The organism is Oryzisolibacter propanilivorax, from assembly GCF_900103645.1.
GTDB classification, from domain to species: Bacteria; Pseudomonadota; Gammaproteobacteria; order Burkholderiales; family Burkholderiaceae_C; genus Melaminivora; species Melaminivora propanilivorax.
Genome location: NZ_FNHP01000014.1, coordinates 42,672 through 63,936 on the forward strand (window position 1 = coordinate 42,672; position 21,265 = coordinate 63,936).

A 21,265-nucleotide genomic window follows, 5' to 3' on the forward strand; every position below is an offset into this window, starting at 1 on the left:
GCGCCCGCAGACGGCAAAGGTGATGAGCCATGCCGCATGCTAGGTCGCGCCGCCCTGCGCCGCAGTGGCCGGCCCTCCGCGTCGGCCTGTCGGCCGGCCCTTACGCGGCCGGCCGGGAACACGGGCAAAAGGACAACAAAAAACCGCCCGAAGGCGGTTGTTCGATGCGACATCGAGCGCAGCGACCTGAAGTCCGGTGCACCCCGTGCCAATCAGCGCTTCTCGCGGAAGCGCCGCAGTGCGGCCAGCTGGGCGGCCATGATGGCCAGTTCGGACTGGGCGCGTGCCAGGTCGAGCTCGCTCTTGGCGTTCTTCAGCGCGTCCTCGGCGGCGCGCTTGGCCTCCTCGGCCTTCTGGTCGTCCAGGTCCTTGCCGCGGATGGCGGTGTCGGACAGCACGGTCACGCGGTCGGGCTGCACCTCCAGGATGCCGCCGGCGACGAAGACGAATTCCTCGTTGCCGTCCGGCAGCTCGATGCGCACCGAACCCGGCTTGATGCGCGTGATCAGCGGCGTGTGCCGGGCGTAGATGCCCAGTTCGCCCGCTTCACCGGGCAGCGCGACGAAGCGCGCCTCGCCGGAGAAGATCGACTCCTCGGCGCTGACCACATCGACGTGGATGGTGTTCATCTGGCTGGTTCTCTCAATGGGTGGAAGGCTGGGCGGCTGGCGCTGCGGGCGGGTGGCGGGACAGGCTCACGCCTGCTCTGCCGCGACCCGCGCACGGCTGCGATCAGGACGCCAGCTTCTTGGCCTTTTCGAAGGCCTCGTCGATGGTGCCGACCATGTAGAACGCCTGCTCGGGCAGGTGGTCGCACTCGCCGGCCACGATCATCTTGAAGCCGCGGATGGTCTCCGACAGCGGCACGTACTTGCCCGGCGAGCCGGTGAACACCTCGGCCACGTGGAACGGCTGCGACAGGAAACGCTGGATCTTGCGCGCGCGGGCCACGGTCAGCTTGTCCTCGGGGGCCAGCTCGTCCATGCCCAGGATGGCGATGATGTCGCGCAGTTCCTTGTAGCGCTGCAGCGTGCCCTGCACCTGGCGGGCGACCTGGTAGTGCTCCTCGCCGACGACCTGCGGGTCGAGCTGGCGGCTGGTGGAGTCCAGCGGGTCCACGGCCGGGTAGATACCCAGGGCGGCGATGTCACGCGACAGCGCCACGGTGGAGTCCAGGTGGGCGAAGGTGGTGGCGGGCGACGGGTCGGTGTAGTCGTCGGCAGGCACGTACACGGCCTGGATCGAGGTGATCGAGCCGACCTTGGTGGAGGTGATGCGCTCCTGCAGGCGGCCCATTTCCTCGGCCAGCGTGGGCTGGTAGCCCACGGCGGAGGGCATGCGGCCCAGCAGGGCGGACACTTCCGTGCCGGCCAGGGTGTAGCGGTAGATGTTGTCCACGAAGAACAGCACGTCGCGGCCCTCGTCGCGGAACGACTCGGCAATGGTCAGGCCCGTGAGGGCCACGCGCAGGCGGTTGCCCGGCGGCTCGTTCATCTGGCCGTAGACCATGGACACCTTGGACTCGCCCAGGTTCTCCAGGTTCACGACGCCCGAGTCGGCCATCTCGTGATAGAAGTCGTTGCCTTCGCGGGTGCGCTCACCGACGCCGGCGAACACGGACAGACCCGAGTGCGCCTTGGCGATGTTGTTGATGAGCTCCATCATGTTCACGGTCTTGCCCACGCCGGCGCCGCCGAACAGGCCCACCTTGCCGCCCTTGGCGAACGGGCACACCAAGTCGATCACCTTGATGCCGGTCTCCAGCAGTTCCTGCGCCGGGGCCAGCTCGTCATAGGCCGGCGGCTTGCGGTGGATGGAGGCCGTCAGCTCCTGGCCGACCGGGCCGCGCTCGTCGATGGGGTTGCCCAGCACGTCCATGATGCGGCCCAGCGTCGCCTTGCCCACGGGCACGGTGATCGGGTTGCCGGTGTTGCTGACCATCAGGCCGCGCTTCAGGCCGTCCGACGAGCCCAAGGCGATGGTGCGCACCACGCCGTCGCCCAGCTGCTGCTGCACTTCCAGCGTCAGCGGCGAGCCGTCGAGCTTGAGCGCGTCGTACACCTTGGGCATGTGGTCGCGCGGGAATTCCACGTCCACCACGGCGCCGATGCACTGGACGATCTTGCCCTGGGTGCTGGCGTTCGCTTGCATGTTCTCTTGAGCCATTGTTTGCTCCAAAAATTGTGTGAAACCGGTGGCGGGCCTGGAGCCGTCAGACGGCCGCGGCCCCGGCGACGATCTCGGACAGTTCCTTGGTGATCGCGGCCTGGCGTGTCTTGTTGTAGACCAGCTTGAGCTCGTTGATCACGTTGCCGGCGTTGTCGGTGGCGGCCTTCATGGCCACCATGCGCGCGGACTGCTCGCTGGCCATGTTCTCGGCCACCGCCTGGTAGATCAGCGACTCGACGTAGCGCACCAGCAGCTCGTCGATGACGCTCTGCGCGTCGGGCTCGTAGATGTAGTCCCAGCTGGCGGCCGCCTGCGCGCCCTTGCCGGCGTGCAGCGTCTCGGAGGACAGCGGCAGCAGCTGCTCAACCACCGACTCCTGGCGCATGGTGTTGATGAACTTGGTGTAGCTCAGGTACACCGCGTTGATCTTGCCCTCGGCGTAGGCGTCCAGCAGCACCTTGACGGGGCCGATCAGGCGCTCCAGGTGCGGCGTGTCGCCCAGGCCGGTGACGTGCGCCACGACCTGCGCGCCGATGCGGTTCAGGAAGCCGAAGCCCTTGTTGCCGATGGCCACCGCCTGCGTCTGCATGCCGGCGCCCTGCAGCTCGCGCAGCTTGGTCGTCACGGCACGCAGCACGTTGGTGTTCATGCCGCCGCACAGGCCCTTGTCGGTCGTCACCACGATGACACCGGCCACCTTGGAGTCGTTCACCTGCATGAACGGGTGCACGTACTCCGGGTTGGCCTGGCCGAGGTGGGCGGCGATGGTGCGCACCTTCTCGGCATACGGGCGGGCGGCGCGCATGCGGTCCTGCGCCTTGCGCATCTTGGACGCGGCCACCATTTCCATGGCCTTGGTGATCTTCTTGGTGTTCTCCACCGATTTGATCTTGCCGCGTATTTCCTTGCCTGCTGCCATTGCGAATCCCCGTCCGGTTTAGGCGAACGACTTCTTGAAGGAGGTGATCGCCTGGTTCAGTTCAGCCTCGTCCTTGCCTTCCTTGTCGAAGGCGCGGTTCTCGTCCAGGCGCTGCAGCAGCGCCGCGTGGCTGGTCTTGAGGTACTGGTGCAGGCCCGACTCGAAGGCCAGCACGCGCTTGACGTCGATGTCGTCCAGGAAGCCCTTGTTCACCGCGTACAGCGTGGCGCCCATCAGGCTGACGGGCAGCGGGCTGTACTGGGGCTGCTTGAGCAGCTCGGTCACGCGCGCGCCGCGGTCCAGCTGCTTGCGGGTGGCCTCGTCCAGGTCGGAGGCGAACTGGGCGAACGCGGCCAGCTCGCGGTACTGCGCCAGGTCGGTACGGATACCGCCGGACAGGCCCTTGATCAGCTTGGTCTGGGCGGCACCACCGACGCGCGACACCGAGATGCCGGCGTTGATGGCGGGGCGGATGCCGGCGTTGAACAGGCTGGTCTCCAGGAAGATCTGGCCGTCGGTGATCGAGATGACGTTGGTCGGCACGAACGCGGACACGTCGCCGGCCTGGGTCTCGATGATCGGCAGCGCGGTCAGCGAGCCGGTCTTGCCCTTGACGGCGCCCTGGGTGAAGGCTTCGACATAGTCGGCGTTCACGCGCGCGGCGCGCTCCAGCAGGCGGCTGTGCAGGTAGAACACGTCGCCAGGGAAGGCTTCGCGGCCCGGCGGGCGACGCAGCAGCAGCGAGACCTGGCGGTAGGCCACGGCCTGCTTGGACAGGTCGTCATAGACGATCAGCGCGTCCTGGCCGCGATCGCGGAAGTACTCGCCCATGGTGCAGCCGGAGTAGGCCGACACGTACTGCATGGCCGCGGACTCGGACGCGGCCGAAGCGACGACGATGGTGTATTCCATGGCGCCCGACTGCTCCAGCGCGCGCACCACGTTCTTGATGGTGGACGCCTTCTGGCCGATGGCGACGTACACGCAGGTCACGCCCTGGCCCTTCTGGGCGATGATGGTATCGATGGCCACCGCCGACTTGCCGGTCTGGCGGTCGCCGATGATCAGCTCGCGCTGGCCGCGGCCGATCGGCACCATGGCGTCGATCGACTTGATACCGGTCTGCAGCGGCTGGTCGACCGACTGGCGCGCGATCACGCCCGGGGCGACCTTCTCGATCACGTCGGTCATCTTGGCGTTGATCGGGCCCTTGCCGTCGATCGGCTGGCCCAGCGCGTTGACCACGCGGCCGATGAGTTCGGGGCCGACGGGCACTTCCAGGATGCGGCCCGTGCACTTGACGGTGTCGCCCTCGGAGATGTGCTCGTACTCGCCCAGGATCACGGCGCCGACCGAGTCCCGCTCCAGGTTCAGCGCCAGGCCGAACGTGGGCTGGCCTTCGGCCGTCGCGGGGAACTCCAGCATCTCGCCCTGCATCACGTCCGACAGGCCGTGCACGCGCACGATGCCGTCCGTCACCGACACCACGGTGCCCTGGTTGCGGATGTCGCTGCTGGCAGCCAGCCCTTCGATGCGGCTCTTGATGAGTTCCGAAATCTCTGCGGGATTGAGTTGCATGACTCTTTCCTTCTCTTTCCTTGATGGGCCGGGAACCCCCGGCTGCTTCAGGCCGTGAGGGCCGCTTTCATGTGTTGCAGTCGCGCCTGCACGGAGGTGTCCAGCACCTCGTCGCCGGCCACCACGCGCACGCCGCCGATCAGCGACTCGTCCAGCTGCACGGACAGGTTCAGCTTGCGGCCGAAGCGGTGCTCCAGGGCGCCCGACAGCTCGGCCAGGGCCTGCGCGTCGATGGGGTAGGCGCTGTAGACCACGGCGTCGGTGGTGCCATTGCGCGCATTGACCAGCGCGCGGAACTGCGTGGCGATCTCAGGCAGGGCCTGCAGGCGGCCGTTGTCGATGACGGTGCGCAGGAAGTTGCGGCCCTGCTCGGGCAGCGGCGCACGCGCCACGCCGGTCATGACGTCGAACACCTGCGCGGGCGACACCTTGGGGTTGTCGGCCAGCTGCAGCAGCTCGGGGTTGGCGGCGATCGCCGCCAGCTCGTCCACCCAGGCGGTGGCGCCGGACAGGTCGGCGCCGGCGCCCTGGGCGTCGGTGCAGGCCTGGTACAGCGCCTCGGCGTAAGGGCGGGCAATGGTGGCGAGTTCTGCCATGGATTTGCTCCTTCAGCCCTTACAGCTCGGTCTTGAGGCGGTTCAGGAGGTCGGCGTGCACGCTGGCGTTGACTTCCTTGCGCAGGATCTGCTCGGCACCCTTGACGGCCAGGGCCGCCACCTGCTCGCGCAGGGCCTCGCGGGCCTGCACGGCCTGCTGTTCGGCTTCTGCACGCGCGGCGGCGACGATCTTGTTGCCTTCGTCGGTGGCGCGCGCCTTGGCCTCTTCGATGATGGCCTGTGCGCGGCGCTCGGCATCGGCCAGGCGCGTCGCGGTCTCGTTGCTGGCGGCGGCCAGTTCCTGCTTGACGCGCTGGTCGGCGGCGGCAAGCTCGGTCTTGGCACGGTCGGCAGCGGCGAGGCCATCGGCGATTTTCATAGCTCGCTCATCCAGCGCCTTGGCGATCGGGGGCCACACGAACTTCATCGTGAACCACACCAGGATCAGAAAGACAATGGCCTGAACGAACAGGGTCGCGTTGATACTCACGGCAACACCTTTCTATTCTTCGGCGTTGAAGGAGTGCTTTAGGCCAGGACGAAGGGGTTGGCGAAAGCGAACAGCAGGGCGATGGCCACGCCGATCAGGAAGGCCGCGTCGATCAGACCGGCCAGAATGAACATCTTGGTCTGCAGTTCGTTGATCAGCTCGGGCTGACGGGCAGACGATTCCAGGAACTTGCCACCCATCAGGGCGATACCGATCGAGGCGCCGATGGCGCCCAGACCCACGATCAGACCACAAGCCAGAGCGACGAGGCCGAGAATGTTTTCCATGATGACTCCTAGGATGAAAAGAAAGAAAGGTTGAAGGGGAAAGGGAAAGGAAAAAGCTCAGTCTCAGTGAGCGTCATGCGCTTGGCCGAGGTAGATCAGCGCCAGCATCATGAAAATGAAGGCTTGCAGGGTGATGATCAGGATGTGGAAGATCGCCCAGATGGAGCCCGCGATGATGTGCCCGACGGGCAGCAACACACCGGAGAGCGACATCGCCGCCGCACCGCCCATCAGGGCGATCAGGCAGAACACGAGCTCGCCAGCGTACATGTTGCCGAACAGTCGCATGCCGTGCGAGACCGTCTTGGCAACGTATTCGATGATCTGCATGGCGAAGTTCACCACGCCCAGGATGGCGGCGAACAACGGGTTCTTGCTGGTGCCGAACGGCGCCGTGAACAGCTCATGGATCCAGCCGCCCAGGCCCTTGATCTTGATGCTGTACCAGAAGCACAGCAGCAGCACGGCGCTGGACAGGCCCAGCGTGGTCGACAGGTCGGCCGTGGGCACGACGCGCAGGTAGGCATGGTGGTCGCCGGTGGCGCCCTGCCACAGCACGGGCAGCAGGTCCACGGGCAGCATGTCCATGGCGTTCATCAGGAAGATCCAGACGAACACGGTGAGCGCCAGAGGGGCGATGAACTTGCGGCTCTCGGCGTTGTGGATGTTGGCCTTGGCCTGGTTGTCCACCATCTCGACCAGGATCTCGACCGCCGCCTGGAAGCGGCCGGGCACGCCCGAGGTCGCCTTGCTGGCGGCCGAGCGCAGCACCAGCAGCATCAGCACGCCGATGACGATACCGACGACGATCGAGTCGATGTTGACCACGGAGAAGTCAACGATGAAACCCTGCTTGACGTTTTGCAGGTGCTGCAGGTGGTGAACGATGTATTCACTTGCAGTCGGGGCATTCGCATCTGCGGCCATCGGGCTACTCTTTTCCTCAAATGTCAAACGGTTCGTCGGGCACCGGGGCGCGCCAGCAGCGCGATCCAGTACGTCTTCATCACCACCACCATGCCGGCCAGCAGCGCCAGCCAGCTCAGGCCCGGCACCAGCCTAGGCGCCGCCGCCAGCATGGCGACGGCCAGAGCCATCTTGACCAGTTCCCAGCCCATCAGCGCCGACATCGCCGCCGCTGCCGTGGTGCGCCGGCGCCGCATGGCACGCGCCAGCAGCGCCGTGGGCAGCGCGATCGCCAGACCACCGTAGCCGGCCGACCAGCCCACGCGGGCCTCACCGGACACGCCCCAGGCCGCCAGCGCCACCAGCACGGTGGCCAGGGCTTGCAGCGCCACGATGCGCCAAGGCGAGAGCAGGGAATGACGCTGGCGCCACAGGGCAGCTTCCTCGGGGCTCAGGGCCTTGAAGTCTTCTTCCTGGCCCTCAGCTTCGGTCTGCAAGTGCACTGACTCCCATTTGCCGCACCTGTCCTACACGCCAGGCTGGAACTTTCACAAAGCCTCGCATTATAAGTACAAACCCCCGACCGCCTGCAATGGGCTGGCCGGGTTTCGGGCTTGCATGTGCACATGCGTGTTGCGTGCCAACCCCAAAGGAACTAGGCCATGGATACTACCCCCGCATCCGGCGGCGCCGATCCGCGCAAGGATTCGCTGATCGAATACCCCTCGCGCTTCCCCATCAAGGTCATGGGTGCCAAGCAGGAAGGCCTGGTCGATGCAGTCATGGCGCTGGCGCGGCAGTTCGATCCGAACTTCGACGCGGCCACGGTGGAGCTGCGCGACAGCCGTGCCGGCAACTACCAGGGCGTCACCATCACCATCACCGCCACCAGCCGCGAGCAGCTGGACGAGCTGTACCGCGCGCTGACCAGCCACCCGCTGGTCAAGGTGGTGCTGTAGGCGCGCCATGCTGCAGCTGCGCCACCTCGGCCGGGCGGACTATGCCCAGACTTATGCCGCCATGCAGCAGCACACCGCTGGGCGCACGGCCGACACGCCCGATGCGCTGTGGGTCTGCGAGCACGATCCGGTCTTCACCCAGGGCCTGGCGGGCCGCCCCGAGCATGTGCTGGCACCTGGAGCCATCCCCGTGGTGGCCACCAACCGCGGCGGCCAGGTGACCTACCACGGGCCTGGCCAGGTCGTGGCCTACCCGCTGGTGGACCTGCAGCGCGCCGGCTACTACATCAAGGAATACGTCTTTCGCATCGAGGAGGCGGTGATCCGCACCCTGGCGCATTTCGGCGTGACCGGGCACCGCGTGGCGGGCGCGCCGGGCATCTATGTGCGGCTGGACGATCCGTTCAGCCACGCCATGCTGGCCCAGCGCCCGCAGCTGCGCGCGCCGGGCGACGCGCCGCCGCTGCCCGACTTCATTGGCCTGGGCAAGATCGCCGCGCTGGGGCTGAAGGTCTCGCGCCACTGCACCTACCACGGGGTGGCGCTGAACGTCAGCATGGATTTGGAACCTTTTGGGCGCATCAATCCTTGTGGTTATGCAGGGTTGCAAACCGTCGATCTTTCTACAATCGGCGTCCACGCCTCTTGGGACGAGGCCGCGGCGGTGCTCGGTGAGCAACTGGCACGGCGACTGGCTCCCTGAGTTCTGTCCGCCCTTTTTTGCCCGAGTCCCCTGCCATGAGCACATCCGAAGTCGTCCGCGAGGCGCAACCCGCCGAGGCCTACAACCCGCTGGCCAAGCAAAAGGCCGGCGCCAAGCTGGCGCGCATCCCCGTCAAGGTCGAGCAGGCCGAGGTGTTGAAGAAGCCCGAATGGATCCGCGTCAAGGCCGGTAGCCCGAGCACGCGCTTCTACGAGATCAAGAGCATTCTGCGCGAGCACAAGCTGCACACGGTGTGCGAGGAAGCTTCCTGCCCGAACATTGGCGAGTGCTTCGGCAACGGCACGGCGACCTTCATGATCATGGGCGACAAGTGCACGCGCCGCTGCCCGTTCTGCGACGTGGGCCACGGCCGCCCGGACCCGCTGGACCAGGACGAGCCGTTGAACCTGGCGCGCACCATCGCCGCGCTGCGCCTGAAGTACGTGGTCATCACCAGCGTCGACCGCGACGACCTGCGCGACGGCGGCGCCGGCCACTTCGTCGAGTGCATCCGCCAGATACGCGCGCACTCGCCGGCCACGCGCATCGAGATCCTGACGCCCGACTTCCGCGGCCGCGACGACCGTGCGCTGGAGATACTCAAGGCAGCGCCGCCGGACGTGATGAACCACAACCTGGAGACCGCGCCCCGCCTGTACAAGCAGGCACGCCCCGGCTCGGACTACCAGTTCAGCCTGAACCTGCTGAAGAAGTTCAAGGAACTGCATCCCGAAGTGCCGACCAAGAGCGGCCTGATGGTCGGCCTGGGCGAGACTGACGAGGAAATCCTGGAGGTCATGCGCGACATGCGCGCGCACGGCATCGACATGCTGACCATCGGCCAGTACCTGTCGCCGTCCAACTCGCACCTGCCGGTGCGCCGCTACGTGCACCCGGACACCTTCAAGAGGTTCGAGCGCGAGGCCTATGCCATGGGTTTTTCGCACGCTGCCGTGGGTGCCATGGTGCGCTCCAGCTACCACGCCGACCAGCAGGCGCACGCCGCCGGGGTTGGCGCCGGAGACGCGGCGTAGACGCCTCTCAGGCCCTGTTTTTTGAAAGAAAACAGCCTCCAGCCCTTATTTTTAAAGGGCTTGATGCTATTGTAGTAATAGCAATCAGGCGAGGGGCGCACCCAGCAGCAGCGCTGGCTCCTCGGCCGCCAGCACCTGCGCCGACCAGCCGGCCAGCTTGCGCGTGTCGGCGCGCAGCACCTCCTGCTTGACGGTCAGCACCTGCGCCGGGTGCATGGAAAAGCTGCGCAGGCCCAGGCCCAGCAGCAGCCGGGTCATGGCCGCGTCGCCAGCCATCTCGCCGCACACGCACACCGTCTTGCCGGCGCGCGCGCCGGCGGCGATCACGTCGGCCACCAGGCGCAGCACCGCCGGGTGCAGCGGGTCGTACAGCGGCGCCACGGCCTCGTCGGCACGGTCGATGGCCAGCGCGTACTGGATCAGGTCGTTGGTGCCGATCGACAGGAAGTCGAAGTGCGCCAGGAACTGCTGCACCATCAGCGCCGCCGCCGGCACTTCGATCATCGCCCCCAGCTGCACCGGGCCATAGGCCAGGCCACGCGCGTCCAGCTCGGCGCGCGCCAGCTGCACCTGCGCCAGCGTCTGGCGGATCTCCGACAGGTGCGCCAGCATCGGGAACAGCAGCCGCACCTGGCCATGCGCCGCCGCGCGCAGGATGGCGCGCAGCTGGGTGCGGAACATGGCCGGGTCGGCCAGGCTCCAGCGGATGGCGCGCAGGCCCAGCGCCGGGTTCAGCGAGCTGTCGCGGTGGCTTTTGTCCAGCGGCTTGTCGGCGCCCACGTCGACGGTGCGGATGGTCACCGGCAGGCCGCGCATGCCCTCCACCGCCTCGCGGTAGGCCTGGTACTGCGCCTCCTCGCCGGGCAGGCGCCCGCCGCGGTCCATGAACAGGAATTCGGTGCGGAACAATCCGACCCCGACCACGCCGGCCTTCAGCGCGGCAGCGGCGTCCTGCGGCTGCTCGATGTTGGCCAGCAGCTCCACCGGCTGGCCGTCCAGCGTCACCGAGTGCGTGTGCTGCAGCCGCTGCAGGCGCTCGCGCTCCAGGTCGATCTCGCGCTGGCGGAAGCGGTATTCGTCCAGCACCATCGGCGAGGGGTCGACGATGACCACGCCGGCATCGCCGTCGATGATGACCCAGTCGTCCTGGCGCACCAGCTGGCTGACGCCACGCGCGCCGACCACCGCCGGAATGTCCATGCTGCGCGCGACGATGGCGGTGTGGCTGGTCTTGCCGCCCACGCCGGTGACGAAACCGGTGAACACGCTCTGCTTGAACTGCAGCATGTCGGCCGGCGACAGGTCATGCGCCACCAGTACCAGCGGCGTGGTCTGCTGGCCAGCGCCGGCCGCCAGCCGCGGCGGGCAGACGACGGCATCCGGCGCGCCGCGCATGTGCCGCAGCAGGCGCTCGACGACCTGCTCCAGGTCGGCCTTGCGCTCGCGCAGGTAGTCGTCCTCCATCTCGTCGAACTGGCGGCTGAACAGCTCCAGCTGCGTGGTCAGCGCCCATTCGGCGTTGTACAGCCGCTCGGTGATCCACTGGCGCACGCCGCCGATCAGCGTCTCGTCCTGCAGCAGTAGGATGTGCACGTCCAGCAGCGCCGCGAGCTCCTGCGGCACGTCGGGCGGCATCTGCGCCTGCAGGCGCTGCAGCTCCTGCGTGACCGCATCACGCGCGCGCCGCGCCCGGGCCAGCTCGGCCTCGACCTGTTCGGACTCGATGAAGTAATGCACCACCTCCATGCGGCTGGCGGCAGCCAGCACCGCGCGGCCGATGGCAATGCCGCGGGCGACGGCCAGACCATGGATGGAAAACGTCATGCGCTGCTGCCTTTGCTGCGTGCCTGCGGGGCGCTCACTCGCCTTCGCCGAACTTGTCCTCGATCAGCGCCACCAGCGCCTGCATGGCCTCGCGCTCGTGCTCGCCGTCGGTCTCCAGCTCCACCCGCGCGCCCAGGCCCGCGGCCAGCATCATCACGCCCATGATGCTCTTGGCGTTCACCCGGCGCTCGCCGCGGCTGATGAACACGTCGCAGGCGAAGCTGCCGGCCAGTTTGGTCAGCTTGGCCGACGCGCGCGCGTGCAGGCCCAGCTTGTTGGAGATGGTGAGGGTCTGTCGGATCATGGCAAGGCAGGGGAAAGGGGAGCGCGGTGTCAGGCCTGCTGCGGCACGGCGGCCGGCGCGGCCACTGGCACCACGCCCTGCGCGCCGCCGGCCAGCGCGCGCGCGGCCAGCACCTCCAGCGGCTCGGCGCGGTAGGTCAGCGCGCGCAGCAGCATCGGCAGGTTGACGCCGGCGACCAGGCGCGAATGCACGCCATCGACCAGGCGCTGCGCGACATTGGACGGCGTGGCGCCGGCCAGGTCGGTCAGCACCAGCAGCGGCGCGCTGCCCTGGGTGAAGCTCAGCGCCCGCGCGGCCAGCAGCGTGGCCTCGGGCGGCTCGTCGGGCGGCACGTCCAGGGCCTGCACGTCGGCCGCGCAGTCGGGGAACACATGCAGGGCGCATTCGCGCAGGGCATGGGCGAGCGGCTCGTGGGCGATGATGAGTAGGCGCGTGTTCATGGCTGGGCCAGCATTATCGCAACGCCCCGGCGCCGGGCCGCTGCGCCGGCCACGAGCCCCCGCCCACCGCAGAACTTTGCCGGCACGCGGCAATCCCACCAGTGGCGGCAGTGGCACGGGGCCCTGCGGCACAATCGCGGCCGGCCACCAGGGCCGCACAGCTTCTCAGGGCAATGTCATGCAAATCAGGAACTGGCTGATCGCCGGCGCGCTGGCCGTCTGCGCCGCCATCGGCACCGCGGTGGTGCTGCAGTCCAACGTGCGCGCCGCGCCGCAATCGACCTTCGTGCTGCTGGACGGCAGCCAGCAGACCACGCAGGACTTGCGCGGCAAGGTCGCGCTGGTGAACTTCTGGGCCACCAGCTGCACCACCTGCGTGGCCGAAATGCCGGAGATCGTCGCCACCCACGACAAGTACCGCGCGCGCGGTTTCGAGACGCTGGCCGTGGCCATGAGCTATGACCCACCCAGCTACGTGGTGAACTTCGCCGAATCACGCAAGCTGCCGTTCAAGGTGGCCATCGACAACACCGGCGCCGTGGCGCGCGCCTGGGGCGACGTGAAGCTGACCCCGACCACCTACATCGTGAACAAGCGCGGCGAGATCGTGAAGACCTACATCGGCGCGCCGGACTTCACCGAGCTGCACCAGCTGATCGAGCGCCTGCTAGCCGAGGCCTGAAGCGTCCGCGCATCGCCTCGCGTACCTTCCGCAAAAAGGCCGGTTTTCCTTGATGGGAAAACCGGCCTTTGCCGTTGTGGACCAAGGGCCTGCAGCTATCGAAACCGCAGCACGCCACTTACCGGTTGCGGAAGCTGTCGTGGCAGGCCTTGCAGCTGTTGGCGGTGGGACCGAAGGCGGCCTTGATCTGGTCCAGGTTGCCGGTGCGAGCAGCGGCCAGCAGCTTGGGGGTCTCGGCCTGGAGCTTCTGCGCATGCTCCTCGAACTTGGCGTGATCGCTCCACACCTCGGGCTTGGCCTTGGTGGGCACGCCCTGGTCGGTGCCGGGGCCGAAGCCGGCCCAGGGCAGCGCCGCCAGCGCGGCGACGACCTCGGCATCGGCCTGCGCGGCCTTGGCATCGAACGGCGCCTTGCCATTGACCATGGCACCGATGTGCCCGAAGTGGTGCCCCATGACCCGCAGCGCGCCCTGGCGATATTTGATGGCGTCCTCGGGCTTGGCGAACTGGGCGGTGGCGGGCAGTGCCAGCGCACCGGCGGTCAGGGCAAGGGCAAGGGCTTTGAAGTGCATGGTGGGGCCTGTGGGTGGGGTGAGGGAACGGGCCGTGCGGCCCGGCGGGCGTGCAGTATGGCGTGCAGGCCGCCGCGCAGCGCGGGCAAGCACCCGGCTTTTGCTCGGGTTTGCGCGGCCCTGGGCACAATCGCGCCGCAACCGTAGTCCCCGTTTTCCTTTCCCTCCCTCAGCACCATGCAGCACACCGTCCGCATCTGGGATCTGCCCACCCGCCTGTTCCACTGGACCCTGGCTGCCGCCTTCGTGGCGCTGGTGGCAAGCGCCAAGCTGGGCGGCGCGGCGCTGGTCTGGCACGAGCGGCTGGGCTATCTGATGCTGGCGCTGCTGGCCTTCCGCCTGGCCTGGGGGCTGGTGGGCGGGCGCTGGTCGCGCTTCACCAGCTTCGTGTATTCACCGGCGCGGCTGCTGCGCTATGTGCGCGGCCAGGGCCAGGAGCACGTGGACGATGTCGGCCACTCGCCGCTGGGCGCGCTGTCGGTGTTCGGGCTGCTGGCGGCGCTGATCCTGCAGGTGGCCAGCGGCCTGGCCAGCGATGACGAGATTTCCTTCACCGGCCCGCTGGTGCGCTTTCTCTCCGGGGACTGGGTGGAGCGCGCCACCTGGTACCACGCCGACATCGGGCAATACCTGCTGCTGGCGCTGGTCGCGCTGCACTTGCTGGCAATCGCCTTCTATGCGCTGGTGCGCCGGCGCCGCATCCTGCGTCCCATGCTGAGCGGCGACAAGCAGCTGCCGCGGCCTGTGCCGGCCTCGCGCGACGATGCCCGCACGCGGCTGCTGGCGCTGGTGCTGGCAGGGCTGGCCGGGCTGCTGGCCTGGTGGGTGTCGCGGCTGGACGCGGGCGGGCTCTGATGCCCGGCCGCGCGTGCTCGCTACACTGACGCTGATGACACCCGCCGCAGAGCAAGCGCCGCCGCCCGGGGAGCGGCCGCCCGAGGTCACCCTGCTCCACCCCAGCGCCGCGCACGAGATGCCCGCCGTGCGCGAACTCTTCGAGGAATACGCCGCCAGCCTGGACGTGGACCTGTCGTTCCAGGGCTTTGACCAGGAACTGGCCGGACTGCCGGGCGAATACGTGGCGCCACGCGGCCACCTGCTGCTGGCGCTGGTGGATGGCGCGCTGGCCGGCTGTTGCGCGCTGCGCCCGCTGGACAACGCCGACTACGCCAACGCCGCCGAGATGAAGCGCCTGTACGTGCGCCGCGCGTTTCGCGGCTTCGGCCTGGGCCGGCAGCTGGCCGAGGCGACGCTGGACGCTGCGCGCCGCGCCGGCTATGCCTGCGTGCTGCTGGACACGCTGGACGGCATGGAGTCGGCCCGGGCGCTGTACACCGAACTGGGCTTCGAGGAGATCCCGCCCTACTACCACAACCCGGTGGCGGGGGCGCACTACCTGAAAGCCGACATCGACTGATATTTCAGTCATTTTGGCCTCCAGCCCATATATAACAAGGGCTTTCAGCTATCAAAAAAGAAACGCCGCACAGCCTTTGGGGCGGTGCGGCGCGGCGTCTCACGCACGGCGCCGGCAGGGCGCCGCGGCAGTGGCCTGGATCAGGCGGCGGTCTGGCCCAGCAGGGTCTTGGCGTCGCTGACCTCGAACTGGCCCGGGCCCTCGACGTTCAGCTGGGTAACCTTGCCATCCTTGACCAGCATGGAGTAGCGGTTGCTGCGCAGACCCAGGCCCTTGCCGTTCAGGTCCAGCGTCAGGCCGGTGGCTTTGGCGAAAGCGGCGTCGCCGTCGGCCAGCATGCGAACCTTGCCGGCGGTCTTCTGGTCCTGCGCCCAGGCACCCATGACGAACGGGTCGTTCACCGACAGGCACCAGATCTCGTCCACGCCGGCGGCTTTCAGGGCGTCAGCCTGCTCGACGTAGCCAGGCACGTGCTGCGCCGAGCAGGTGGGCGTGAACGCGCCGGGCACGGCGAACAGGGCAATGGTCTTGCCGGCGGCTTCCTTTTGCACGTCCACCGGCTGCGGGCCGGTGGTCGAGCAGGCGCCCTCGCCGGCGTACTGGTACTCGGCCAGGGTCACGGCAGGCAGTGCGTCACCGATCTTGATCATGTATTTCTCCTTGTTGGTGCTGGTTGATGAACGAAGAAAACCGCCCCGCCGCCAGCGCGGTCGGGGCGAAAAAAAACGACCCACATTGTGGGCCGTTTCGGGTGCCTGCTGCGGCCTGGAGCCGCAATGGGCTTAGACCAGCGCGGCCTTTTGCACCAGGCGCGTGGCGACCCAGTTCTTGGTCTTGGACAGCGGGCGGCTTTCCGTGATTTCCACGGTGTCGCCCAGCTTGTACTCGCCGTTCTCGTCGTGCGCGTGGTACTTGCTCGACTTGACCACGATCTTGTCGTAGATGGGGTGCTTGACGCGGCGCTCGACCAGCACGGTGATGGTCTTGGCGCGCTTGTCGCTCACCACCTTGCCGACCAGGGTGCGCTTGAGGGATGTTTTGGCTTCCGTCATGTTCGCTCCTTAGGCCTTGGCAACGGCTTGGGCTTGCTTTTGGGCAAGGATGGTCTTGGCGCGGGCGATGTCGCGGCGCGTGGCACGCAGCGTGGCAGTGTTGCCCAGCTGTTGCGTGGCCTTTTGCATGCGCAGGCCGAAGTGGGCCTTTTGCAACGACTTGATCTCGTCCTTCAGGCCGGCCTCGTCCTTGTTGCGCAGTTCAGCAGCTTTCGTCATATCGAACTCTCTTTATTCTTCAAGCGCCGATCTGACGGGCCACGAACGTGGTGCGCAGGGGCAGCTTGGCAGCGGCCAGGCGGAACGCCTCGCGCGCCAGCTCCTCGGGCACACCCACGATCTCGAACACGACCTTGCCCGGCTGGATCTCGGCCACGTAGTACTCGGGGTTGCCCTTGCCGTTGCCCATACGCACTTCGGCGGGCTTGGTGGAAATGGGCTTGTCCGGGAACACGCGGATCCAGATGCGGCCACCGCGCTTGACGTGGCGCGAGATGGCACGGCGGGCAGCCTCGATCTGGCGTGCCGTCAGGCGGCCACGATCGGTGCACTTGAGACCGAAGTCACCGAAGGCCACCGAGTTGCCCCGGGTGGCGATGCCGGTGTTGCGGCCCTTCTGTTCCTTGCGGAACTTGCGGCGTGCGGGTTGCAGCATGTTGATTACTCTCCTTTACCGTCCGCTGCGGCAGCAGCGGGCGCGGCCTTGGCTACGCGCTTAACGGGATCTGCACCTGCGCCCTGGGGCTTGTCGCTGCCATCGGCAGGTGCGGCGTTGGTGCCCATCGGGCGGCGGCTGCCACCACGGCGGTCGCCATCGCGGCGGTCACCACGGCCGTCGCGGCGCGGGCCACGCGGGCGGCGCTCCTCGTCAGGACGCGGCGTCTCGGCGGGCAGATCGCCACGGCCCAGGGTATCGCCCTTGTAGACCCAGACCTTGACGCCGATGACGCCATAGGTGGTCTTGGCTTCCGAGGTGCCGTAGTCGATGTCGGCGCGCAGCGTGTGCAGCGGCACGCGGCCTTCACGGTACCACTCGGTGCGGGCGATCTCGATGCCGTTCAGGCGGCCGGAGGACATGATCTTGATGCCCTGGGCGCCCAGGCGCATCGCGTTCTGCATGGCGCGCTTCATGGCGCGGCGGAACATGATGCGCTTTTCCAGCTGCTGGGTGATCGAGTCGGCGATCAGCTTGGCATCGATTTCGGGCTTGCGCACTTCCTCGATGTTCACGGCCACCGGCACGCCCAGGCGCGTGGCGAGTTCCTTCTTCAGGTTCTCGATGTCCTCGCCCTTCTTACCGATCACCACGCCCGGACGCGCCGAGTAGATGGTGATGCGGGCGTTCTTGGCGGGGCGCTCGATCAGCACGCGGGAGACCGCGGCGTTCTTGAGCTTGGTCTTCAGGAACTCGCGCACCTTGATGTCTTCGGCCAGCATGCCGGCGAAGTCACGGTTGCTCGCGTACCAGCGGCTGGCCCAGTTGCGGCTGACCGCCAAGCGGAAGCCGGTAGGATGGATTTTCTGTCCCATGTTCTGCCTTCTTCCTTAGTTGCCGACGGTGACGTAGATGTGGCAGGTGGGCTTGCTGATGCGGTTGCCGCGGCCCTTGGCGCGCGCGGTGAAGCGCTTGAGCGTGGTGCCCTGCTCGACGAAGATGGTCTTGACCTTCAGCTCGTCGATGTCGGCGCCGTCGTTGTGCTCGGCATTGGCGATCGCCGACTCCAGCACCTTCTTGACGATGCCGGCAGCTTTCTTCTGCGTAAACGTCAGGATGTCCAGCGCCTGGTCCACCTTCTTGCCGCGGATCAGATCGGCCACGAGGCGGCCCTTGTCCACCGACAGGCGCACACCCCGCAGAACTGCACGTGTTTCAGACATGTTCTGTTTTCCTTACTTCTTGGCCTTCTTGTCGGCAGGATGGCCCTTGAAGGTGCGCGTCAGGGCGAATTCGCCCAACTTGTGGCCCACCATCTGGTCGGTGACGTACACCGGCACGTGCTGCTTGCCGTTGTGCACGGCAATCGTCAGGCCGATGAAGTCGGGCAGCACCATGGAGCGGCGCGACCAGGTCTTGACAGGCTTCTTATCCTTGGTGGCGATGGCTTTTTCGACCTTGGCCAGCAGGTGATGGTCCACAAACGGACCCTTTTTCAGAGAACGCGTCATTTGCGGATGTCCTTACTTCTTGCGACGCGAGACAATCATGCCCTGCGTGCGCTTGTTGTGGCGGGTGCGATAGCCCTTGGTCAGGTTGCCCCATGGATCGACCGGGTGACGTCCGCTCTTGGAGCGGCCCTCGCCACCACCCATCGGGTGGTCAACCGGGTTCATCACGATGCCGCGCACGGTCGGGCGGATGCCCATGTTGCGCTTGACACCGGCCTTGCCGAGCTGGCGCAGGCTGTGCTCTTCGTTGGCCACTTCGCCGATGGTGGCGCGGCACTCGATGTGCACGCGGCGCACTTCGCCGGAGCGCAGGCGCACCTGGGCGTACAGACCCTCGCGCGCCAGCAGGGTGGCGGAAGCACCGGCCGAGCGCACCATCTGGGCACCGGCGCCGGCCTTCAGCTCGACGCAGTGGATGGTCGAGCCCACCGGGATGTTGCGGATCGGCAGGGTGTTGCCGACGCGGATCGGCGCCTCGGAGCCGCTGACGATGGTCGCGCCCACTTCCAGGTTGCGCGGAGCGATGATGTAGCGGCGCTCGCCGTCGGCGTAGCACACCAGAGCGATGTGCGCCGAGCGGTTCGGGTCGTACTCGATGCGCTCGACCTTGGCCGTGATCCCGTCCTTGTTGCGACGGAAGTCGACCACGCGGTAGTGGTGCTTGTGCCCGCCGCCACGGTGGCGGATGGTGATGTGGCCGTTGTTGTTGCGGCCGGCGCTCTGGAACTTGGGCTCCAGCAGCGGTGCGTACGGCTCACCCTTGTGCAGGTGGTCGCGCGAGATCTTCACCGCGCCGCGCTGGCCCGGGGAAGTCGGTTTGAGTTTGATGACAGCCATGGTTTACGCAGCCTCCCCGGACAGGTTCAGCTCTTGACCTTCCTTGAGCAGCACATAGGCCTTGCGCACGTTGTCGCGGCGACCCATGAACTTGCCGAAGCGCTTTTCCTTACCCTTGGTGTTCAGCACGGACACACCCTTGACCTCGACCTTGAACAGCAGCTCGACGGCGGCTTTGATCTCGGGCTTGGTGGCGTTTTGCAGCACCTTGAACGTCACGGCGTTGGCTTTTTCAGCCGCCATGGTGGCCTTCTCGGACACGATGGGGGCGACCAGCACCTGCATCAGGCGGCCTTCGTCGAACTGGCGCTCGGCGGGAGTGGGATTGACGCGGCTCATGCGAACATCTCCTTGAGCTTGTCGATGGCGCCCTTGGTCACCAGCACCTTCTTGAAGTGCACCAGCGACACCGGATCGGCGTAGCGCGGCTCGACCACGAACACGTTCTTCAGGTTGCGCGAAGCCAGGTACAGGTTCTCGTCGACCTCGTCGGCGATGACCATGACCGATTCCAGGTTCATGGCCTTGAACTTGTCGGCCAGCACCTTGGTCTTCGGCGATTCCAGCTTCAGCGAGTCCACCACGGCCAGACGGCCTTCGCGGGCCAGCTGCGACAGGATGGACGCCATGCCGGCGCGGTACATCTTCTTGTTGATCTTCTGCGTGAAGTTCTCTTCAGGCAGGTTCGGGAAGATGCGTCCGCCCCCACGCCACAGCGGCGAGGAGGTCATGCCGGCGCGAGCGTTGCCGGTGCCCTTTTGCTTGAAGGGCTTCTTGGTCGAGTGACGCACCTGCTGGCGGTCCTTCTGGGCGCGCGTGCCCTGGCGGGCATTGGCCTGGTAGGCCACCACGATCTGGTGGATCAGGGATTCGTTGTACTGACGGTCGAAGACCGTCTCGGGCACGTCCACCTTGGACGCGGCCTGGCCCTGGTCATTCAGGAGTTCGAGCTGCATTTAGTTCGCCTCCTTGGAAGCCTTAGCCTTGATGGCCGGACGGACGGTCACGAAACCGCCCTTGGAGCCGGGAACGGCGCCCTTGATCAGCAGCAGCTGGCGTGCCTCGTCGATGCGGATCACATCCAGGTTCTGCGTGGTCACGGTCTCGTCGCCCATGTGGCCGGTCATCTTCTTGCCGGGGAACACGCGGCCGGGGTCCTGCGCCATGCCGATCGAGCCGGGCACGTTGTGCGAACGGCTGTTGCCGTGCGAGGCGCGCTGCGAGCCGAAGTTGTGGCGCTTGATCGTGCCGGCGAAGCCCTTGCCGATCGAGGTGCCCTGCACGTCGACCTTCTGGCCCACGGCGAACACGTCGGCCACGGGCACCGCAGTGCCGGCGGCGTACTTGCCTGCGGTCTCTTCGGTCACGCGGAACTCGCGGATGATTTCACCGGCTTCGACACCCGCCTTGGCGAGGTGGCCGGCTTCAGGCTTGGTCACGCGGGAGGCCTTGCGTGCACCGAACGTGACCTGCAGGGCCACGTAGCCGTCGTTGGCTTGAGTTTTGATCTGGGTCACGCGGTTGTTGGACACATCCAGCACCGTGACGGGAATCGCTTCTCCGTCATCGGTGAACAGGCGCATCATGCCCACCTTGCGGCCCAGCAACCCGAGGGAGTTGCTCAGACTCATTTGGTTTTGCTCCGAAACTTCCGCCGCCCCGACTGCAATTGGCCCGGGCGTTGCGCTCGGCTCCCTTTTCCAGAAGCGAAAGCGCACGAAAGAAGGTTGATGAAACTCCGCTGTTCTTGCCAAACCCGGGCAGCAATGCCCGGCGCGCAAAAACGCGAAGCCGCAAAGTATAACGCGGGCCTTGCCCAATAGGCAAGCCCGCGTTAAGCAAGGGGCCAGCCGCGCCGTTGCGGCGCCACCAGTCCCTGCATCGCAGCCAGCAGGATTACTGCAGCTTGATCTCGACGTCCACGCCGGCCGGAAGGTCGAGCTTCATCAGCGCGTCCACGGTCTTGTCGGTCGGATCGACGATGTCCATCAGGCGCTGGTGCGTGCGGATCTCCAGCTGGTCGCGTGACGTCTTGTTGACGTGCGGCGAGCGCAGGATGTCGAAGCGTTTCATGCGCGTCGGCAGGGGCACGGGGCCCTTGACGATGGCGCCGGTGCGCTTGGCGGTGTCGACGATCTCGGCAGCGGACTGGTCGATCAGCTTGTAATCGAAGGCCTTCAGGCGGATACGGATCTTTTGCTTGGACATGGTGTTTCCTGTAGGGATGCGATCCGCGGATTACTCGATGATCTTGGCCACGACGCCGGCGCCGACGGTGCGGCCGCCCTCGCGGATGGCAAAGCGCAGGCCTTCTTCCATGGCGATGGGGGC

Annotated in this window: 32 protein-coding genes; 6 read left to right on the plus strand and 26 right to left on the minus strand. The window is 66.9% G+C overall.

Annotation, left to right across the window (positions count from 1 at the left end; genetic code table 11):
* Nucleotides 1-212: 212 nt before the first annotated feature.
* The 9 genes from BLQ61_RS16515 to BLQ61_RS16555 all read right to left on the minus strand — a co-directional run bounded on the left by BLQ61_RS16515 (nucleotide 213) and on the right by BLQ61_RS16555 (nucleotide 7,442).
* Nucleotides 213-629 (minus strand): F0F1 ATP synthase subunit epsilon, encoded by a 417-nt coding sequence (locus BLQ61_RS16515; RefSeq protein WP_091572878.1) that lies wholly within the window; start codon nucleotides 627-629, stop codon nucleotides 213-215.
* Between the two features lie 103 nt (nucleotides 630-732).
* Nucleotides 733-2,166, minus strand: coding sequence for a F0F1 ATP synthase subunit beta (atpD, locus tag BLQ61_RS16520; RefSeq protein WP_175488327.1), 1,434 nt, complete (start codon nucleotides 2,164-2,166; stop codon nucleotides 733-735).
* Between the two features lie 46 nt (nucleotides 2,167-2,212).
* Nucleotides 2,213-3,088, minus strand: a complete 876-nt coding sequence (atpG, locus tag BLQ61_RS16525; RefSeq protein ID WP_091572883.1) for a F0F1 ATP synthase subunit gamma — start codon at nucleotides 3,086-3,088, stop codon at nucleotides 2,213-2,215.
* Nucleotides 3,089-3,106: 18 nt separating this feature from the next.
* Nucleotides 3,107-4,666, minus strand: a complete 1,560-nt coding sequence (gene atpA, locus BLQ61_RS16530; RefSeq protein WP_091572885.1) for a F0F1 ATP synthase subunit alpha — start codon at nucleotides 4,664-4,666, stop codon at nucleotides 3,107-3,109.
* A 47-nt stretch (nucleotides 4,667-4,713) separates the two neighbouring features.
* A complete protein-coding gene (locus BLQ61_RS16535; protein WP_091572888.1) occupies nucleotides 4,714-5,262 on the minus strand; it encodes a F0F1 ATP synthase subunit delta in 549 nt (182 codons plus the stop codon).
* Between the two features lie 19 nt (nucleotides 5,263-5,281).
* Complete coding sequence (locus tag BLQ61_RS16540; RefSeq protein ID WP_091572891.1) at nucleotides 5,282-5,752, minus strand: F0F1 ATP synthase subunit B; 471 nt, start codon at nucleotides 5,750-5,752, stop codon at nucleotides 5,282-5,284.
* Nucleotides 5,753-5,790: 38 nt separating this feature from the next.
* On the minus strand, nucleotides 5,791-6,039 hold the full coding sequence (gene atpE, locus BLQ61_RS16545; protein ID WP_011803767.1) for a F0F1 ATP synthase subunit C: 249 nt from the start codon (nucleotides 6,037-6,039) through the stop codon (nucleotides 5,791-5,793).
* Between the two features lie 63 nt (nucleotides 6,040-6,102).
* A complete protein-coding gene (atpB, locus tag BLQ61_RS16550; protein ID WP_091572893.1) occupies nucleotides 6,103-6,966 on the minus strand; it encodes a F0F1 ATP synthase subunit A in 864 nt (287 codons plus the stop codon).
* A 23-nt stretch (nucleotides 6,967-6,989) separates the two neighbouring features.
* Nucleotides 6,990-7,442: an ATP synthase subunit I gene (locus BLQ61_RS16555; protein WP_091572896.1), complete on the minus strand. Its 453-nt coding sequence runs from the start codon at nucleotides 7,440-7,442 to the stop codon at nucleotides 6,990-6,992.
* A 165-nt stretch (nucleotides 7,443-7,607) separates the two neighbouring features.
* On the opposite strand from BLQ61_RS16555, the gene BLQ61_RS16560 reads away from it, so the two are divergent.
* Genes BLQ61_RS16560 through lipA form a run of 3 tightly spaced genes read left to right on the plus strand, consistent with a single transcriptional unit; the run spans nucleotide 7,608 to nucleotide 9,641 of the window.
* Nucleotides 7,608-7,904, plus strand: a complete 297-nt coding sequence (locus tag BLQ61_RS16560; protein ID WP_091572898.1) for a YbeD family protein — start codon at nucleotides 7,608-7,610, stop codon at nucleotides 7,902-7,904.
* Nucleotides 7,905-7,911: 7 nt separating this feature from the next.
* Entirely contained in the window at nucleotides 7,912-8,607 is a 696-nt protein-coding gene (gene lipB / locus BLQ61_RS16565) for a lipoyl(octanoyl) transferase LipB (protein ID WP_091572901.1), read from the plus strand.
* A gap of 35 nt (nucleotides 8,608-8,642) precedes the next feature.
* Nucleotides 8,643-9,641: a lipoyl synthase gene (gene lipA, locus BLQ61_RS16570; protein ID WP_091572904.1), complete on the plus strand. Its 999-nt coding sequence runs from the start codon at nucleotides 8,643-8,645 to the stop codon at nucleotides 9,639-9,641.
* Between the two features lie 84 nt (nucleotides 9,642-9,725).
* Here lipA and ptsP read toward each other — a convergent pair whose 3' ends face one another.
* Genes ptsP through BLQ61_RS16585 form a run of 3 tightly spaced genes read right to left on the minus strand, consistent with a single transcriptional unit; the run spans nucleotide 9,726 to nucleotide 12,209 of the window.
* A complete protein-coding gene (gene ptsP / locus BLQ61_RS16575) occupies nucleotides 9,726-11,465 on the minus strand; it encodes a phosphoenolpyruvate--protein phosphotransferase (protein ID WP_091572906.1) in 1,740 nt (579 codons plus the stop codon).
* 34 nt (nucleotides 11,466-11,499) lie between these two features.
* Nucleotides 11,500-11,769, minus strand: coding sequence for an HPr family phosphocarrier protein (locus tag BLQ61_RS16580; protein ID WP_091572909.1), 270 nt, complete (start codon nucleotides 11,767-11,769; stop codon nucleotides 11,500-11,502).
* Between the two features lie 29 nt (nucleotides 11,770-11,798).
* Nucleotides 11,799-12,209, minus strand: a complete 411-nt coding sequence (locus tag BLQ61_RS16585) for a PTS sugar transporter subunit IIA (protein ID WP_091572911.1) — start codon at nucleotides 12,207-12,209, stop codon at nucleotides 11,799-11,801.
* Between the two features lie 178 nt (nucleotides 12,210-12,387).
* Here BLQ61_RS16585 and BLQ61_RS16590 point away from each other — a divergent pair, with 178 nt between their 5' ends.
* Nucleotides 12,388-12,891 carry a TlpA disulfide reductase family protein gene (locus BLQ61_RS16590; RefSeq protein WP_091572913.1) on the plus strand — a complete coding sequence of 168 codons (504 nt, stop codon included), beginning with the start codon at nucleotides 12,388-12,390 and terminating at the stop codon, nucleotides 12,889-12,891.
* 118 nt (nucleotides 12,892-13,009) lie between these two features.
* Here the strand turns inward: BLQ61_RS16590 and BLQ61_RS16595 are convergent, their stop codons facing one another.
* On the minus strand, nucleotides 13,010-13,462 hold the full coding sequence (locus tag BLQ61_RS16595) for a c-type cytochrome (protein ID WP_091572915.1): 453 nt from the start codon (nucleotides 13,460-13,462) through the stop codon (nucleotides 13,010-13,012).
* A gap of 177 nt (nucleotides 13,463-13,639) precedes the next feature.
* On the opposite strand from BLQ61_RS16595, the gene BLQ61_RS16600 reads away from it, so the two are divergent.
* Nucleotides 13,640-14,317, plus strand: coding sequence for a cytochrome b/b6 domain-containing protein (locus BLQ61_RS16600; RefSeq protein ID WP_091572917.1), 678 nt, complete (start codon nucleotides 13,640-13,642; stop codon nucleotides 14,315-14,317).
* Between the two features lie 34 nt (nucleotides 14,318-14,351).
* Nucleotides 14,352-14,879 carry a GNAT family N-acetyltransferase gene (locus tag BLQ61_RS16605; protein WP_091572919.1) on the plus strand — a complete coding sequence of 176 codons (528 nt, stop codon included), beginning with the start codon at nucleotides 14,352-14,354 and terminating at the stop codon, nucleotides 14,877-14,879.
* Between the two features lie 140 nt (nucleotides 14,880-15,019).
* Here BLQ61_RS16605 and BLQ61_RS16610 read toward each other — a convergent pair whose 3' ends face one another.
* The 13 genes from BLQ61_RS16610 to BLQ61_RS16670 form a co-directional block, all read right to left on the minus strand.
* Complete coding sequence (locus tag BLQ61_RS16610) at nucleotides 15,020-15,529, minus strand: peroxiredoxin (protein ID WP_091572921.1); 510 nt, start codon at nucleotides 15,527-15,529, stop codon at nucleotides 15,020-15,022.
* Between the two features lie 132 nt (nucleotides 15,530-15,661).
* Entirely contained in the window at nucleotides 15,662-15,931 is a 270-nt protein-coding gene (gene rpsQ, locus BLQ61_RS16615; RefSeq protein WP_091572923.1) for a 30S ribosomal protein S17, read from the minus strand.
* A 9-nt stretch (nucleotides 15,932-15,940) separates the two neighbouring features.
* The gene (gene rpmC, locus BLQ61_RS16620; RefSeq protein WP_091572924.1) at nucleotides 15,941-16,150 is read right to left on the minus strand and encodes a 50S ribosomal protein L29; all 210 of its coding nucleotides are present in this window, start codon (nucleotides 16,148-16,150) and stop codon (nucleotides 15,941-15,943) included.
* Nucleotides 16,151-16,169: 19 nt separating this feature from the next.
* Complete coding sequence (gene rplP / locus BLQ61_RS16625) at nucleotides 16,170-16,586, minus strand: 50S ribosomal protein L16 (protein WP_013517326.1); 417 nt, start codon at nucleotides 16,584-16,586, stop codon at nucleotides 16,170-16,172.
* A gap of 5 nt (nucleotides 16,587-16,591) precedes the next feature.
* The gene (rpsC, locus tag BLQ61_RS16630) at nucleotides 16,592-17,461 is read right to left on the minus strand and encodes a 30S ribosomal protein S3 (RefSeq protein WP_091572926.1); all 870 of its coding nucleotides are present in this window, start codon (nucleotides 17,459-17,461) and stop codon (nucleotides 16,592-16,594) included.
* Between the two features lie 15 nt (nucleotides 17,462-17,476).
* Nucleotides 17,477-17,809 carry a 50S ribosomal protein L22 gene (rplV, locus tag BLQ61_RS16635; RefSeq protein WP_013517324.1) on the minus strand — a complete coding sequence of 111 codons (333 nt, stop codon included), beginning with the start codon at nucleotides 17,807-17,809 and terminating at the stop codon, nucleotides 17,477-17,479.
* Nucleotides 17,810-17,821: 12 nt separating this feature from the next.
* A complete protein-coding gene (gene rpsS, locus BLQ61_RS16640; RefSeq protein ID WP_024001800.1) occupies nucleotides 17,822-18,097 on the minus strand; it encodes a 30S ribosomal protein S19 in 276 nt (91 codons plus the stop codon).
* Between the two features lie 12 nt (nucleotides 18,098-18,109).
* Nucleotides 18,110-18,934: a 50S ribosomal protein L2 gene (gene rplB / locus BLQ61_RS16645; protein WP_091572928.1), complete on the minus strand. Its 825-nt coding sequence runs from the start codon at nucleotides 18,932-18,934 to the stop codon at nucleotides 18,110-18,112.
* Nucleotides 18,935-18,937: 3 nt separating this feature from the next.
* Nucleotides 18,938-19,273 carry a 50S ribosomal protein L23 gene (rplW, locus tag BLQ61_RS16650; RefSeq protein ID WP_091572930.1) on the minus strand — a complete coding sequence of 112 codons (336 nt, stop codon included), beginning with the start codon at nucleotides 19,271-19,273 and terminating at the stop codon, nucleotides 18,938-18,940.
* Nucleotides 19,270-19,890, minus strand: a complete 621-nt coding sequence (gene rplD, locus BLQ61_RS16655) for a 50S ribosomal protein L4 (protein WP_091572932.1) — start codon at nucleotides 19,888-19,890, stop codon at nucleotides 19,270-19,272. Before rplD ends, rplW begins: the two co-directional genes overlap by 4 nt.
* Nucleotides 19,891-20,565: a 50S ribosomal protein L3 gene (gene rplC, locus BLQ61_RS16660; protein WP_091572934.1), complete on the minus strand. Its 675-nt coding sequence runs from the start codon at nucleotides 20,563-20,565 to the stop codon at nucleotides 19,891-19,893. It abuts the gene before it with no gap.
* 265 nt (nucleotides 20,566-20,830) lie between these two features.
* Nucleotides 20,831-21,142, minus strand: coding sequence for a 30S ribosomal protein S10 (rpsJ, locus tag BLQ61_RS16665; RefSeq protein WP_005796953.1), 312 nt, complete (start codon nucleotides 21,140-21,142; stop codon nucleotides 20,831-20,833).
* A gap of 30 nt (nucleotides 21,143-21,172) precedes the next feature.
* Nucleotides 21,173-21,265: EF-Tu C-terminal domain-related protein (locus tag BLQ61_RS16670; RefSeq protein WP_072445389.1), on the minus strand; the 93-nt coding region annotated here is incomplete at its 5' end.